This is a genomic window from Iodobacter fluviatilis (assembly GCF_004194535.1).
In the GTDB taxonomy this organism is placed as follows: Bacteria; Pseudomonadota; Gammaproteobacteria; order Burkholderiales; family Chitinibacteraceae; genus Iodobacter; species Iodobacter fluviatilis_A.
The window spans coordinates 1-14,789 of sequence record NZ_CP025783.1 but is presented as its reverse complement, the minus strand read 5'-3'; the positions used below and the strand labels follow the sequence as shown (position 1 = coordinate 14,789).

Here is a 14,789-nt window from a genome sequence, read left to right as displayed (position 1 = left end):
TTAAAGGTTTTTTGTATTTTGTTTCATGCAAAATTGAGAAGTGATCTTTTGTATTTATTTGAAAATAGCCGTGTTTATGTTTATTAACATGCAAGATTATCAGTTTGTTTTTGCATGATTTTTGTTGTTCAGGTGATTGTTACTATGTTTTTTGTGTGTGTTTTAATGTTTTTTATGCTTTTTATTATTGTTCGGAATTATTCCGAACGCTAACCTCTTGATTTTAAAGTGTTTATTTTTATTACAACAATCGGATAAATATTTCACTGATGGTGTTGCTATGCCGCTATTACCGTGCAACAATTAGCGGTGTTTATTGCAATTTTGGTCGGTAAAATGGATGTCGTTGCGGTTTTTAATCAAAAGGGTGGCGTTGGTAAAAGCACGACTACCGTTCAATTGGCTGATGGATGCTCCAGGCGGGGTATGACCGTGCTAGTGATCGATCTGGACCCTCAAAGCAACTCATCCACAACGCTTAGCCCGACCAATCCAAAAAAATTAAATTACACCGCCGTAACCTTAATTCAGCGCCCAGATATACGTATTGATGAGTGTATTTACGACTCTATTTTCCCTGGCGTTTTCATCTTGCCAATGGTGATGAAAATGCGCGAATTAGAGATTGAGCTTTGGCGTAAAGATACTGATTTAATTGCGATGCAATTGGCAAAAATTAAAGAAGGCACTTACGATATTATCCTGATTGATTGCCCGCCTAATTTGGGGAAGTTAACGCTTATGGCGTTAACGGCAGCCACGCATTATCTGGTGCCAGTAAAAGCGGGTGATCAATATGCTTTAGATGGTATTGAAGATCTAGAAGCGACCGTACTTGAAGTAAAAAGAGCAAAAAATCCAAAACTTAAATTTATCGGCGCATTGCTTACTATGTTTGATGGGCGCAAAGGCGTGGATAAAGTAACAGAAACGCGTGTAATAGAAACCTTTCCCGGAATGGTTTTTGATGAAAGGCTGCCTGAATCTGTAAAAGTGAAAGAGGCGATTATGCGCAGAGTTTCGGTTTTTTCAGAGCCCAATACGGCGGTGGCCAAATCGGTGGCCCGATTATCTAAAGAGTTTCTGACAAAATTAGGCTACGAAGGTTTTGCAGATGAATTAGAGACGGCTGGAAACGATGTTGAATAAGCCAGTTAAAAAGCCAACTAAAATAGACCAGCTGCTGCAATCATCACGGCAAATTAGTGATGAAAGCGCGGGCGGGCGGGCTGAAATAGCAAAAGGGATTGTATCTGCGCTGCTTGGGCCCAGCCCAGAAACGCCGAGCATGAAAATTCCGCTTTCTAAAATATGCAGAAACCCATTTCAGCCACGTGTTGAATTTAACCCGCAAGAATTAAAAATACTCGCAGATTCGATACTGGAAGCAGGCGGCTTAATTCACCCGATTATGACCAGACGGCTTCCTAATGGCGATTATGAATTACTGGCGGGCGAGCGACGTTTGCAGGCGCATGAAAAAATACTTTTATGGCCAGAAATAGATGCCATTGTTCGTGATCTGGATAACGCAACATCAGCCAAAGTAACAATTATTGAAAACTTGAATCGGGTTGATTTAAGCGATTTCGAAAAATCCAGAGCATTGCCTATTTTACGTGATCATAATGCCGCCACTACCAATGTAGAGCTGGCGAAGATTTTAGGCTGCGATGAAAAGCTGATTCGTTCTTTATGGAAATTTCAAAGCCTGCCGCCGGTTATTCTCGATCAATTAATGATTACCCCGCGTATTTTAACGGTTACTTTTGTTGATGAGGTTTTAGCGTGGTGCGAGAAAGGCTTTGAGGCGATTGTGGCAGAAGCTTTAAAGCTGGCCGCAATGGGCAAGCTTAAAAACAAAGGCATTCTTACTTTTATTGAACGTAAAGCTGTGGCACGTAATGGCCTGAAAATCAGTAAAGGCCACGAATTAAAAAATGCGCAAGCGCAACACCTAGCCACCATGCTGGTGGGGCGAAGCAAAATTACTTTAGAAATTCCAAGAGGAGTAGATATCTCTTTGATAGAGCGCGCAGTTTCTGCGGCGATTACTGAGATTCAAACGGCTGAAACGCCAGAGTAAACAAAACCAGAAAAACAAAAGCCGCCTTTGGCGAGGCGGCTTTGGATAATCAGTAGGGCTGTTGGTACGGTAGAGTCTTTTAACAGTAGAGTCTTTCAAGGTTTGGCGACCTTTGAGAGAAAAACCTACATCAAGGAACAAACACATCCTTGATTCTACGTACCCTCTCCCGATTTTGCAAGATTTTTGCAACCGCTAAGCGGGTGGCAGGGTATGTCTCAACCTTTAAAAAGTGAATTAAAGACTTCTGTTATTGAAAACGAGCTATTGCCGCGCTTCCAGCAGGAGGGCACGGCTCTCTATCGTTTACTGCAAGAGGCGGCTTTTTTAGCGCGTTGCAGTGATAACAAAACAGCCGCGCTGATTCGCCCCCGCGATTACGCGATCAAATATCCCTATATGCAGATTAACCGGGCTAATTTTGTTAGCTGGCTGATTTTTGATCTTGACCACGATAACGCAATGATCTGGCAAGACAAAGGGCTGCCCGCGCCTAATCTGATCGTTCAAAACCGCCAGAATGGCCACGCGCATTTGTATTACGCCATTGTGCCCGTCTGTACATCTGAGCGCGCCCGCTCTAAGCCTATTCATTATATGAAGGCGATTTACTCGGCATTTGCACGCGAGCTAAAGGCAGATTTGGAGTATCACAGTGGCCCAGTTGCCAAAACACCGGGGCATCAGTGGTGGCGCACCTCAGAGCTGCACCCTCATATCTACGAGCTATCCGAGCTGGCAGATTGCGTAGAGCTGGCCAGCGCATCGCCATGGGCTAAAAGCCCCAATCTGGATGCCGTTTCTCATTCGCGCAACTGTATGTTGTTCGAAAAACTCCGCTATTACGCGTATTCAATTGTCAGCCGGCAAAAAGCTGAAGGCTCTTTTCTGAGCTTTACCCGCTTGCTTGAAGCCTTTGCCCACAATAAAAACGCTTTCCGCAGCTTGGGGTTTCCTGCTGATTTAAGTGTGTCTGATCTGCGGGCCACGGTTAAATCAGTAGCAAGGTGGACATGGGATAAATACAGCGGTAGCAGCCGCTGCCACAGAGGGGTCATGGCGCTTGATCAAAGCTTGCCGCTGGCTGAAAAGCAAGCATTAGCAGCAGAGCGAACGCATTCTACCCGTAAACAAAAAACCGAAGGCCAGATTCGCGCTGCTTGCCGCCTGCTGCAGGAGCAGGGAAAAGCGCTGCTGCATGAAGCCATCGCCCAGGCGGCAAAGCTATCTCGGCAAACAGTGGCCAAATACAAGCATGTGCTGGAAGAGGTAAAAAAGCCTCTTGCTGTATTAGCGCTGAGACAGGCTAATGGCGTGCCTGGGGGTGTTAAGTATGCTGCACATCAGGTATCTGCCCCGCTGGGGGAGGTGGTTGATTTTGGGGGCGAGCAAGTTCTGAGAGGTCCTGATGATGGATTCACACTTTTACCTTTGCCTGAAATATAGGTTGATTACGCTTTTGCCTTACTTATGCTTTCTATAATTTTCTCTATGCTTACGAATTGCTTATTCTTGCACACATCCTACCTTTTGTCTGTATGGGTTTTTCTGCTTTAAAACACTTTATTTTGTTTATTCCGTGCTATTTGTTTTTGTAAATCTTCTTAATTATTTTTGTTTTGTGGTTTTTTTGTTGTTTCATTTTGTAATGTATCGCCTTGTTTGATGTCTTTTTTCATAGCTGTGCTCCTTTACAGGTTTGTTTATTTCTTTAATAGGTTTGCTGATCTTTTATTTCCTAACCATCTTTCTGATTCAAAACCTTTCTCTTTAACCAGCTTTAGCACGGTGCTGCCTATTCCTTTTTCCTGCCATTCTGGGGCTAGGCTAATACACAGGTTTTTATGTTGGCCAAATTTTAAAATTAAGATGCCTACTAATCCTGCTTCTGGCAGCGTAATAGCGAGTGCGCAGGCGTTTTCATCTGTATTATTTTCTGCTATCCATTGTGCTGCCCATGCTCTGCCTGATAGATCAGGTAAGCGGGTAAGGATAGATAAATGTTTATCTCGGCATGCCCATGCTAATTCTCTGGCGTGTTGTGGCCCTAGTGGCGTTAAACGCAGGCCCGTTTCTTTATCTTCAAGTGCTTCAATGAGATGTTGTTTAGCTTTTAGGGTTTCTAGCCATTCTTGATAGCGTTGTTGTAATGCACGGGTTTTGGGGTGATTTGGATCAATGCTGGTCAGTGCATGGATTAAAGTGCTGGCGTGTTCTTGATTTCCGGTGGTGATTTCAATCAGTGCCAGATTATGTAATGCGGGGCCGGGTGTCTCTGCATGCTCTAATACATCTAAAAAACCTGCACGGGCTACGGCGTATTGGCCGATATGCACGGCAAAATTGGCTAATTCAAAGATATTTGCATCATTGGGGCGGCAGCGTTGCCATACCTGATCAAGCGCGCGGCACCAATTGGCTCTTTCTTCCAGATCAACACCATTACTGCATAAGTCTTTTAAATGGGGTAATAGCCAAGCGGGGTTATAGCTATGGCGGATCAGCGCATTTAAGCTGGGATTGGTTTCTTTACTGCCAAATAATATTTCAGCATCGGCATCGTTTTGTGCCAGCGTGCTTAATAAAAGAAGGGCTTCATTGCCTAATACGCCGCTGATGCATAGTTTATTTGTATTGTGGTGCTGTTTCAGGCCGGGCCATTTAATAGCCAGTGCTTCGCTATTGAGTGGAATAGGCTGCGGTGTGGATGGTAAGGCTAGTGGCAGATGGCGGCCGTGGGCTACATCGCTGATGCAAAGTAATAATCCTTCTGGGTGTGCCTTACTGAGTGCATCAACTTCTGAAAGCAGATCAATGGCTAAGCTGACTACGCCCCTGTCTGCACGGCCCTGCTGGTTGCCGACCAGTGCTTGCTCTTCAGGATTACTAAATAATGGCGCTAGTGGGGCTTGATCATTGCTCTGGCCTATTTCAACGCTGATTACGTTTTTATGCGGTGGGTCTAAAGGCGTGATTCGCCATTTTAGCGCCTCATCATCCAAAGCCACTTCGGCGCTATAAGCTTCGCCATAATCACACCACGCCATACGGGCCGGGCGCTGGCTGTAATGGCCGTGGGCAATTAATGCGGCATGTTTGGCCGTCTGTGGTTCAGGATTGCCCTCGGCTAAAATCCACAAACCTTCTGTGATTAAATCAGCAATATCTTCTTGCTCCGCCAAATGGGGCAGCGCGTGATAAAGGCGAAATACCAAAGGCGGTAAACCCAGCTGCCCAGCGCGCTCTAAAAGATTGCACCACAGCTGCCAGGCAAAAGCACCATCATGGCTGCCGGGTAAGTGCACGGTAAGCAGGGTGGTGTTGTCCATCTCCCCAGCAATATCTAATAAATAAGCAAATAAAAGCTTGGCAGCATAGCCTGCTTGGCCTGCATCGTTGGCTAAGGCGGGGGCTTGCTCGCAAAGTGGGGCATCCCAAAGTGCGGCTTCTTCAAATGGCCAGCTCAGCACATCATCCGCCGCATTGCTTTGCGGTGGCGCTAAGCGTGGTATAGGGCTGGATGAATACTCCTCAAAGGCGGGGGCTGGTTTGATTTGACGCAGGGGATGAATAGCGGGGTGGCTGGGTAAGCTCATAGGGTATCGGCATGGGCGCGGCGCGCCAGAGTTGAAGGGGAGGGGATTTTTCCGCGAACGCGGTTAAATCAAAAGCGGGCTGGCCACAGCAAAGGGCTTCCCGTTAAGGGTGATGATTTGATACTACGCCATTGGGCTAATGCTGCACTTTGCTGGCCCACGATTTGTGGGGTTTGTGTGTTTACTGGCCCGGTAAGGTAAAGTTTTTGTTCATTTATGGTTTACGAAACGCGAACATCTCAGATTGATGAACATGCGGTATTTAAAAAAACACAGGCAAGATGACCTATTGGTTTTAATTAAATGATGTAAAGCAGAAATCGGACTTTATGGCATGAAGCAGCGCCGGTGATGATGGCGGGGGTGTGGTTGGATCAGTTTTGTAGCGGCTTAGAATAGGCAGCTGATTTAATTTTCCAGACTTTCAATTCGCTCGCGGCGGCAGCTTTGTCTTCGCCTTAGCCGGGCATAGGGGGCGTAAATGCCTTTCCAATCGACTTTGCCTTCGCTTAATTCCACTATTTTTAATGCCTGTTGCGGGCTGGGTGCTCTTTCCATTCTGCGCCAAGAGCTGGCTGCGCGCAGTGTTACGCCAAATAATTGTGCGGCGGCCTGATCGCCCACGCAGTGTATATAAACTGCAAGCTCCATTGATGCTCCTTTGCCATTGCTGGCTTTTTTGTTAAATTAAGTGACAGAGTCACGTAATTATCTGGGTGCGCAGGGGTTTTTGCAAGGGTTTTCAAATGATATGTGGTGTTTTAGTTCAATATTTTGTAAGGTTTTTTAAGTTTGGCGTGTGAAATGGCGGTGGAATATAGCGTAAGACTAAAGCTGTAGCAACTTGCTACACCCAGTTTTTACAAGCGTGTAGCCAGAAAATTGGCCCATTGCGTGCATGAAAATGAGGATGTTTGTAGGTAACTGATGTTACGCAGCGATCCTCTTTTTAGTGCCTTCGGCACGTTTATTTTGGTGCGGGCGTCCCGCTGGACCTTCCTTTCTTGTGTGGCCAAAAAACGAAGCCAAGCCACAACCCCAATAACACGAAGGCCCCTACTGCGGTCCAATCGAGTCGGCGGCGGGCGGGATTGGCTCGTTCCTCGCTCCCAAGCGATCCCCCGCCCCGCTTGTTCCTCGCTCCGGCGTGTTTCAAGGGGACTTTTAAGCCCTATGCAAAGAGCGTGGTTGTTATGCTTTTTCGCTGTTTGCTAATGAAAACCAATTTGGTTAGCGCGTATGTCCCCCGCCCCGCTTGTTCGGAGCTTGCGTGTTTCAAGGGGAGATTTAAGCCCCGTGCCACTCGCTGCTATACGAACCTTAAGTACTGGAGTTTTAAAATACTTAAAACCTACAAAACAACTTAACTCAAGCCTTGTCTATCTCCGTGCCCTCTGTGGTTCAAGATTTGGGTTTGGCTGCGTAACATCAGTAGGTAAGTGCCGAGTAATGCGGCGACAAGTATGGTTTTTTGTTTAAAGTGCAAAAACATGGCTGTTATGTATGTTTTATCAACATAAACATCAAATGATTGGTTTTTATGTTTTATAAAAGCATTGCCTTGTAGTTATAGCTAGTATAATGGCTATATTGATACTGATTTACTTCTAAAAGACAAAATGTTGGACTTTAATTTTGCTACGTATACAGAAATTTGCGCTGAGCTGGGTTTGCGGCTTAAGCGCCAGCGCTTGGCGCAAGCCATCACCCAAAAAGACTTAGCCGCCAGCGCGGGTGTGGCCGTGGGCACGGTTAAAAATATGGAAAGCACGGGGGTTGCGTCTTTGGAATCTGCCATTCGCATTGTGATGGCTTTAGGGCTTGCCGATGAGCTGGCAGCGCTGTTTCAGCTGCAAGTGGCCAGCTCAATAGCCCAAATGGAACGCGCCCAACTGGCCGAGCGTAAACGCGCACCCAGCAAAAACACACATGTAAAAAAATATGATTAAAAAAGTGGATGTATTTTATGAAGGCTGGGGCGAGCGTTGGCACCTTGCTACGCTGGCGGATGATGGGCGCAAACTGCTGTTTGAATACAGTACACAGGCCATCACGCAAGGCTTGGAATTATCCCCGCGCCACCTGAAAGTACGCCAGCAAGCTTATAGCGATTTTCCTGCACACCAGCTGGGCCTGCCGGGCTTGATTGCCGATGCGCTGCCCGATGGCTGGGGCTTATTGTTAATGGATAGGCTGTTTCGCCAAAATGGCATGACTGCAGAGCGTATATCGGTACTCGATCGTTTGTCATTTATTGCAAACCGGGCGATGGGCGCATTAAGCTTTTTGCCCGCCAGCGAGGTGAGCTTACCTACGGATGACGTGCACTTAATGAATCTGGCGCAGCAAGCGCAAGCCTTACTCAATGGGCAAGACAGTGCCATCTTAAAACAGCTGGCCTTGATAGGTGGCTCGCCACACGGTGCGCGCCCTAAGGTATTGGTGCATTACGCAGCGGGCAGTGCCCACATCAGCACACAAGCCTTTACGGGAAGTGTGCCTTGGCTGATTAAATTTCAGGCGCAAAACGAGCATAAAGAAGTGTGCGCGATTGAAAACCTATACGCCCAATTGGCGTGTGATTGTGGTTTGGCTATTCCCGCCACACGCTATATAGATCTTGATAACAAGCTTGCCGCATTTGCAATAGAGCGCTTTGATGTGGCAGGGGCGATGCGTATTCCTACGCACACGCTGGCTGGCCTGTTGCACGCTGATTTTCGCTTGCCTGGCACGGTGGATTACACCACGTTTTTGCGCGCGACGCGGTTTTTAACTAAAGACGAGCGCGAAGTACAAAAAGCATACGAGCGCACCGTTTTTAATGTGCTATTCAATAACCGCGACGATCACCCAAAAAACTTTTCCTACCTATTGCAACAAGACCGCCGCTGGGTGCTATCCCCTGCTTACGATCTAACCTTTTGTGCTGGCCCCAGTGGCTATCACCAGATGGATGTTTGCGGTGAAGCGCTAAATATCACCCGCGCTCACCTATTGCGGCTGGCCGAACAATGCACGGTGGATATGCGCTGGGCAGCGCAAATACTGGAGCGGCAACTGGCCGTATCCGCCACCTTTGCCCAGCTGGCTAAGCAATACGATATCCGCAGCAGCAGCCAAAAACACATAGGCAACATCATTGCGCAGAACGCCACGCGCCTACAAAACCATTAAAATGGCCAAAGCCGAAGTCGGTTTTTTAGCCACCTGGTAAAAGTGTAGCAAGTTGCTACACCCTCTATAAACCACAGCAAATATGAAAATTCCACCCACCCTTAGCCAGCGTATTGCCGATGACGCCAATCTGTGAATAACTGGGGTCAGAGCAAATTAAACCTCCCCCTCCTTCTCACCGTCCTATACTTCCTTCGTCCCATTTCCTCTCGGTTTTTCCCCATGGCTAGACTACCCAGAGCCTGCCCTGTTGATATTCCCCAGCATGTGATACAGCGCGGCAATAATCGGCAGGTTTGCTTTGCCAGCGAGCAAGATTTTGTGGCCTATGCTCATTGGTTGCTTGAGTATTCCGTCAAATATCATGTTGAAATTCATGCCTGGGTGATGATGACCAACCATGTGCATTTGCTCTGCACGCCACGCACAGCAAATGCCGTTAGCGAGATGATGCAGGCTGTGGGTAGGAATTATGTGCGGTATTTCAACTTCAGCTACAAGCGCAGCGGCACGCTATGGGAAGGGCGGTTTAAATCCTGTTTGGTGCAGGAAGAGGGCTATCTTTTGCAGCTTTATCGTTATATCGAGCTCAATCCTGTCCGAGCTGGGATGGTTGAGCAGCCTTCCGATTATGTTTGGTCCAGCTACCAGATCAATGCCTTGGGTAAAGAATCGGCGCTGTGCACCCCTCATCCCTTGTATCTGGCCTTGGGTAGCGACCCCGCGTCGCGGCAGGCGGGCTATCGTGATTTATTTAAATACCATGTGGAAAATCAACTGTTGGCCGACATCCGCTTAGCGACGAACAAAGGCATGGCGCTTGGCAACGGGCGTTTTGAAGTGGAGGTTGCAAGCCTGACTGGGCGACGCATGACGGCAAACAAGGTCGGGCGGCCTGTTGGCTGGCGGAAGAAATCCGAGGAATAATTGAAGCTTTCACTTCTCTTGTTTTTCTGTTTATTGGGCCGCTGCTAGCCGATTTAACTTTGCTCTGACCCCAGTTATTTCCTGGGCAGCGCAAATACTGGAGCGGCAACTGGCCGTATCCGCCACCTTTGCCCAGCTGGCTAAGCAATACGATATCCGCAGCAGCAGCCAAAAACACATAGGCAACATCATTGCGCAGAATGCCAAGCGGTTACAAAACCATTAAAATGGCCAAAGCTGCATTCAGTTTTTTAGCCCCTTGGTAAAAGTGTAGCAAGTTGCTACACCCTCTATAAAATGTCAAATGTAAGACCTGACCCCATCGTTTTCTAAGGCATGGCGCTTGGCAACGGGCGTTTTGAAGTGGAGGTTGCAAGCCTGACTGGGCGACGCATGACGGCAAACAAGGTCGGGCGGCCTGTTGGCTGGCGGAAGAAATCCGAGGAATGATTGAGGCTTTTGCTTCTCTTGTTTTATGAATTATCGGCCAGCGGCTAGCCGATTTAACTTTACTCTGACCCCAGTTATTTCACCCCAGTTATTTCTTGGTGTCTGAAAATACTTGACCACTACAGCTAGCCTATTTAACTTTACTCTGACCGCCGTTATTTCTTATTTCTATTCCTCGCCCAATTCCTTCTTAAATGATTTTGATTCGGTTGGGTAAACTGTGGCGGTACTTCTTGCTGTAAGTTTATGTTAGACAAGGGTGGAGGGCTATTATCATTCATCACGCTTAGTTGATAATTCCCGCCCCCCCCTTTCGCCTTTTCTACTATCTCCGCGATCCTTTTTTTCTCCCGCCCCTTCGCCGATAACCGTTCCAATTCCTTTTTATTTCTTTCCTCGAGGCCTTGTTCCCCTGATGTGGCTGGCGTTGAGCGCTGCTTGACCTAATAGGGGCAACGAGGCGTGTGCTACTCTCCCCCCCTTCTTTTCGAACACCCTCTCCACCTCCTCCTTTACGTTCGCTCCTATCATGTTAAACCCGGTTGCCATTACTAACTGGGATACACCACGACGCGCGTTGCTATCTCTGCCAATCTGTATCCTCGCCCCTTCCGTAAGAAAACCATCGTACTTATGCAACAGAGCCCTCTTCTGTATCTCCTTATTGCCGCTTGACGGAAAGTGCCCCGAATTCGCGTTCCATTCCTTGATTTGACCTTTCGAGATTATTACCTCGTCTGCGCTCATGACCCCTTCTCCCTGCAATGACGCATGCGAGGTCCGAGGTAAATTTGTGGTCGGCGATGTAAAAGCCACCTTCTTCTCCAATCTCGAATTGTTCAACTCCATATTTAATAAATACCTGTTCCCACTCGAAGCCGTCACCATGTCATATGTGCCCGACCTTGCGGTCTCCAGTACGTCAAGGTCTCCGCCGACAGGCATTTTTATCTTTCCACCGACGCTCAGCGCACGCAACTTCACCATTTCCTTCTTATCAACCAACGGCACACGATTCAGCCTATCATAGGCGTCCATCTTATTTGGCTTCGGTGGAAACAACTTCGCTATTTCCATCTTCTTCTTTCTATCACTCCCAACACCACTCTCTTCCGTCTTCCACATGTTTCTGTCCTCCTTTTTCATCATGCATCCAAATGTACCTTCCGATACACATTCCACTAAAATCAAACATCCTTTAAAAATTGGGGTCACAGTGTAGTGGTCAAGTCCTTTCTGACACCAAGATCGGTTTTTTTTGCTTCCATTTCTTGTTCGTAAATCATCGGTGGCAATCGCATGAAATAACCGGGAAATAACTGGGGTCAGAGCAAAATTAAATCGTTCCGCCAGTGGTCACGCTCAGCCGACCCTCAATACCTCCAATCCACCCGCATCCCCCTCGGCACCCCACCCCCCTCATCCTCAACCGTAAACATCCCCAAAGAAACCGCCTTGAGCTTTTTATCGTAAGGCACCAGCTGGGGTACGTAATCCCCAGGAGGTAGCGTGGTGAAGGCGAAATCGCCGTTGATATCCGGACGGGCGGTGTAGCGTTTGCCTTCGTCCAGCGCGATCAGCTTGACTTGCAGCTGGTCTGGTGGAAACGGGGCGGTGATGGTGCCGCTGAGGGTTGGGTTGAGCGGTGGCTCTAACGTGTCTTGCGGTGTTTTGTGTTGGGTGTCGTATTTGGCTTTGTGGACTACCGGCAGGGTGATAGTGGTGCCTTCGGCCAGCGGGATGGTCACGGTAAGCTCTACCAGCGGCGCGGGGCCGAGCCGAGGGCGCTCCAGTAATCGCCGCTGCGTACATCGCTGTCTTTATCCAGCATCAGATCGATCAGCACCGGGTAATCGCCAACGATCAGGTCATCCGGGCCGGGCAGATCGCCCATGCGGTAGAGCGCCGGTGGCAGCTCTGGGTGGCGGTAAGGCCTTGCACCACGGTATAGAGCAGGCTTTGCTCGGTGATGGCGTGGTCTTTGGTGGCTTTGCTCCACGCGGTGATCATATAACTTAGCTCGATCACGCGCGGGCGGCGGTCAAAGCTGGCGGTGTTGGGGCTTGGGCTGGCGGTGGCCGCTGCTGGCGAGAGCACATCGCTCATGCGGCGAGGAAAGCTTTGCCGCAGGCCGGTAAGGTACAGATTGAGCGCGGGCGCTTGGCCGAGTTGCTCTCTGAATTGCTGATCCGGGATGTCGGTATGCACGGTGACATCGGGGTGGGATTTGAGGACTTGCAGCTGGAGCAGGCGGGTGAGTGCGCGGGTTACGCTGCTGAAGTTGGTTTTGTACATAAGGGAGGCCTTTTTCATTACGTGGGAGGCGGTTGATAGCGTTGTGTCTGATCTTTTTAGTGCCTTCGGCACGGTGGTTTTGGTGCGGGATTCCCCGCGTGGGCTAACCCAGGTCAAAAAGATCTTTTTTGTGCCTTTGGCACGGGGGTCTTGGAGCGGTTGGCCACCGCGGGGCCTTCCTTTCTTGCTTCGCCAAGAAACGAAGCCAAAGAAGGCGACCCCACGAAACACGAAGGCCCCTGCGCTGCGGACAATCGAGTCGGCGGCAGGCGGGATTGGCTCGCTGCCTCGCTCCCTGGCCGAAACCCCGCCCCGCTTGTTCCTCGCTCCGGCGTGTTTCAAGGGGATTTTGTTGACGCCGACCGAAAACTGACCCACCACAGCTAGTTCTGCCGATCCAAAATTGACCCAGGTGCTTTACTTATTCTGCTTAACTCTTGAGCAGAGGATAAAAGGTGATCACCATGGAAATGATGGGCAAAATCCGCAGGATGTATTTTCGCGATAATCTGTCGCTGCACGAAATCACCAAGCGCACGGGGCTGGCGCGTAACACTATTCGCGCTTGGGTTCGCAAACCCGCTGCCAAGGCTGAGCCGCAATACGTACGGCAGCGTAAGCCTGGCAAACTGACGCCTATCATGCCACTCTAGAACAAGCCCTGACTGCCGACTCCTTCCGATCCAAGCAGAATCGTCGCACCGCCAAAGCCTTGTTTGAGCAGATTCAAGCTGAGGGTTATACAGGGGCTTACAGTGGCGTCACTGATTTCGTTCGTGCTTGGCGGGGCAAAGCCGGTAAGACCCCACAGGGTTTTGTGCCCTTGCAATTTGCTTTGGCGAAGCCTTTCAATTTGATTGGAGTGAGGAGCATCTACTTATTGGTGGTATTTATCGGCGCATTCAAGTTTCCCATCTGAAATTGTGTGCCAGTCGCGCCTTCTGGTTAGTGGCCTATCCCAGTCAAGGGCATGAAATGTTGTTCGATGCGCATACTCGATCCTTTGCGGCTTTAGGGGGTGTGCCGCGCCGAGGCATTTACGACAATATGAAGACCGCTGTTGATAAGGTATTGAAAGGCAAAGGCCGGATCGTGAATGCCCGATTCTCGGTGATGTGCGCCCATTATTTGTTTGATCCCGACTTTTGCAATGTCGCCTCTGGCTGGGAAAAAGGCGTGGTTGAAAAGAATGTCCAAGATAGTCGGCGGCGAATCTGGCTGGAGGCGCAAAGCATCAAGTTCAGTACCTTTGACGCATTGAATGCGTGGCTGGCCGAGCGTTGTCGCGTCTTATGGGGCGTGCTCAGGCATCCCGAATTCAAAGGTCTGAGCATTGCCGAGATGTTGGAGCAAGAGCGTTTAGAAATGATGCCGATGCCGACCCCGTTTGATGGTTACGTTGAGCATCTGGCTCGGGTTTCCAGCACCTGTTTAATCACCGTCGCGCGCAATCGTTACTCGGTGCCTTGTGAATGGTCGCGGCAGCGTGTGAGTGTGCGCTTGTATCCCACGCAAGTTGTGGTGGTGGCGAATAATGAAATCATGGCCCGACATCAGCGGCTGACGGGGCAACAGCAGGTGAGCTTTGATTGGCTGCACTATATTCCGCTGATTGCCCGTAAGCCGGGGGCCTTACGCAATGGTGCGCCCTTTACGTCGATGCCTGCGCCCTTATTGCAGCTCAAGGAAAGGTTGTTACGGCGTAACGGGGGAGACAAGGTGATGGCGCAAGTGCTGGCCACGGTTCCGGTGGCGGGTTTGGATGCAGTACTGGTTGCGGTTGAGTTGGTACTGGAGTCAGGCGTCATCAGCATTGAACACATTTTAAATGTAGTGGCGCGATTGAATGACCCACCGTCCGCTATTAGCGCTGAAACGCAGCTGCAATTAGTAGAAGAACCGCAGGCGAACACCCAGCGTTACGACGGCTTGCGTGCAGCGAGCGAGTTCGACAGCGACCACGAGGAGTCGAGCCATGCATGAGATGAGTGTTTGAACTCAAAGCCTTGCGCTTGCATGGGATGGCGGCCGCTTGGCTGGATCTGAAGAGCCAGGCGGCCAGAGTATGGAAACGTGTGGCTGGCTGATTGAGCATTTATTGCAAGCAGAACACAGCGATCGTAAGGTGCGCTCGATTCAGCATCAAATGAGCGCAGCGAAGTTTCCCGTGCATCGTGATTTAGCGGGATTTGACTTTAGCGCGAGCAAGGCAGATCAAGCACTGGTCAATCAACTGGCGACATTGGCCTTTACCGACA

The 14,789-nt window shown here is 49.3% G+C and carries 12 protein-coding genes and 2 pseudogenes; 8 read left to right on the top strand and 6 right to left on the bottom strand.

Going from position 1 to position 14,789, the window contains the following annotated elements; all coding sequences use genetic code 11:
• Nucleotides 1–294: 294 nt before the first annotated feature.
• From C1H71_RS20135 to C1H71_RS20125, 3 genes are all read left to right on the top strand, one after another.
• On the top strand, nucleotides 295–1,149 hold the full coding sequence (locus tag C1H71_RS20135; RefSeq protein WP_130108382.1) for a ParA family protein: 855 nt from the start codon (nucleotides 295–297) through the stop codon (nucleotides 1,147–1,149).
• Nucleotides 1,139–2,086 (top strand): ParB/RepB/Spo0J family partition protein, encoded by a 948-nt coding sequence (locus tag C1H71_RS20130; RefSeq protein ID WP_130108381.1) that lies wholly within the window; start codon nucleotides 1,139–1,141, stop codon nucleotides 2,084–2,086. The genes C1H71_RS20135 and C1H71_RS20130 overlap by 11 nt, the downstream gene beginning before the upstream one ends.
• 213 nt (nucleotides 2,087–2,299) lie before the next feature.
• Nucleotides 2,300–3,532, top strand: a complete 1,233-nt coding sequence (locus tag C1H71_RS20125) for a replication initiation protein (protein ID WP_130108380.1) — start codon at nucleotides 2,300–2,302, stop codon at nucleotides 3,530–3,532.
• A 257-nt stretch (nucleotides 3,533–3,789) separates the two neighbouring features.
• Here the strand turns inward: C1H71_RS20125 and C1H71_RS20120 are convergent, their stop codons facing one another.
• Nucleotides 3,790–5,682: a GNAT family N-acetyltransferase gene (locus C1H71_RS20120; RefSeq protein WP_130108379.1), complete on the bottom strand. Its 1,893-nt coding sequence runs from the start codon at nucleotides 5,680–5,682 to the stop codon at nucleotides 3,790–3,792.
• Between the two features lie 408 nt (nucleotides 5,683–6,090).
• The gene (locus C1H71_RS20115) at nucleotides 6,091–6,333 is read right to left on the bottom strand and encodes a hypothetical protein (RefSeq protein ID WP_046353892.1); all 243 of its coding nucleotides are present in this window, start codon (nucleotides 6,331–6,333) and stop codon (nucleotides 6,091–6,093) included.
• A 968-nt stretch (nucleotides 6,334–7,301) separates the two neighbouring features.
• Here C1H71_RS20115 and C1H71_RS20110 point away from each other — a divergent pair.
• From C1H71_RS20110 to C1H71_RS20100, 3 genes are all read left to right on the top strand, one after another.
• Nucleotides 7,302–7,631 (top strand): helix-turn-helix domain-containing protein, encoded by a 330-nt coding sequence (locus C1H71_RS20110; protein ID WP_130108378.1) that lies wholly within the window; start codon nucleotides 7,302–7,304, stop codon nucleotides 7,629–7,631.
• Entirely contained in the window at nucleotides 7,624–8,859 is a 1,236-nt protein-coding gene (locus C1H71_RS20105) for a type II toxin-antitoxin system HipA family toxin (protein WP_262488488.1), read from the top strand. Before C1H71_RS20110 ends, C1H71_RS20105 begins: the two co-directional genes overlap by 8 nt.
• A gap of 222 nt (nucleotides 8,860–9,081) precedes the next feature.
• On the top strand, nucleotides 9,082–9,786 hold the full coding sequence (locus tag C1H71_RS20100; RefSeq protein ID WP_130108377.1) for a transposase: 705 nt from the start codon (nucleotides 9,082–9,084) through the stop codon (nucleotides 9,784–9,786).
• 834 nt (nucleotides 9,787–10,620) lie between these two features.
• On the opposite strand, the gene C1H71_RS20095 is transcribed toward C1H71_RS20100, so the two are convergent.
• The 4 genes from C1H71_RS20095 to C1H71_RS20085 form a co-directional block, all read right to left on the bottom strand.
• A complete protein-coding gene (locus tag C1H71_RS20095) occupies nucleotides 10,621–11,385 on the bottom strand; it encodes a hypothetical protein (RefSeq protein WP_130108376.1) in 765 nt (254 codons plus the stop codon).
• A gap of 224 nt (nucleotides 11,386–11,609) precedes the next feature.
• A complete protein-coding gene (locus tag C1H71_RS20090; protein ID WP_130108375.1) occupies nucleotides 11,610–11,984 on the bottom strand; it encodes a hypothetical protein in 375 nt (124 codons plus the stop codon).
• An 8-nt stretch (nucleotides 11,985–11,992) separates the two neighbouring features.
• The gene (locus tag C1H71_RS20835; protein ID WP_188053794.1) at nucleotides 11,993–12,130 is read right to left on the bottom strand and encodes a hypothetical protein; all 138 of its coding nucleotides are present in this window, start codon (nucleotides 12,128–12,130) and stop codon (nucleotides 11,993–11,995) included.
• Nucleotides 12,100–12,531 carry a Pvc16 family protein gene (locus C1H71_RS20085; protein WP_188053792.1) on the bottom strand — a complete coding sequence of 144 codons (432 nt, stop codon included), beginning with the start codon at nucleotides 12,529–12,531 and terminating at the stop codon, nucleotides 12,100–12,102. Before C1H71_RS20085 ends, C1H71_RS20835 begins: the two co-directional genes overlap by 31 nt.
• A 464-nt stretch (nucleotides 12,532–12,995) precedes the next feature.
• On the opposite strand from C1H71_RS20085, the pseudogene istA reads away from it, so the two are divergent.
• Nucleotides 12,996–14,514: pseudogene (istA, locus tag C1H71_RS20080) on the top strand (IS21 family transposase).
• A 38-nt stretch (nucleotides 14,515–14,552) separates the two neighbouring features.
• Nucleotides 14,553–14,788: pseudogene (locus C1H71_RS20075) on the top strand (ATP-binding protein); the annotation flags it as partial.
• Nucleotide 14,789 lies beyond the last annotated feature (1 nt).

Excerpts from the sequence above, each read along its gene's own strand:
- C1H71_RS20130 (WP_130108381.1), top strand. The coding sequence starts at position 1,139 with ATGTTGAATAAGCCAGTTAAAAAGCCAACTAAAATAGACCAGCTGCTG.
- C1H71_RS20125 (WP_130108380.1), top strand. The coding sequence starts at position 2,300 with ATGTCTCAACCTTTAAAAAGTGAATTAAAGACTTCTGTTATTGAAAAC.
- C1H71_RS20120 (WP_130108379.1), bottom strand. The coding sequence starts at position 5,682 with ATGAGCTTACCCAGCCACCCCGCTATTCATCCCCTGCGTCAAATCAAA.
- C1H71_RS20115 (WP_046353892.1), bottom strand. The coding sequence starts at position 6,333 with ATGGAGCTTGCAGTTTATATACACTGCGTGGGCGATCAGGCCGCCGCA.
- C1H71_RS20110 (WP_130108378.1), top strand. The coding sequence starts at position 7,302 with ATGTTGGACTTTAATTTTGCTACGTATACAGAAATTTGCGCTGAGCTG.
- C1H71_RS20105 (WP_262488488.1), top strand. The coding sequence starts at position 7,624 with ATGATTAAAAAAGTGGATGTATTTTATGAAGGCTGGGGCGAGCGTTGG.
- C1H71_RS20100 (WP_130108377.1), top strand. The coding sequence starts at position 9,082 with ATGGCTAGACTACCCAGAGCCTGCCCTGTTGATATTCCCCAGCATGTG.
- C1H71_RS20095 (WP_130108376.1), bottom strand. The coding sequence starts at position 11,385 with ATGATGAAAAAGGAGGACAGAAACATGTGGAAGACGGAAGAGAGTGGT.
- C1H71_RS20835 (WP_188053794.1), bottom strand. The coding sequence starts at position 12,130 with ATGGGCGATCTGCCCGGCCCGGATGACCTGATCGTTGGCGATTACCCG.
- C1H71_RS20085 (WP_188053792.1), bottom strand. The coding sequence starts at position 12,531 with ATGTACAAAACCAACTTCAGCAGCGTAACCCGCGCACTCACCCGCCTG.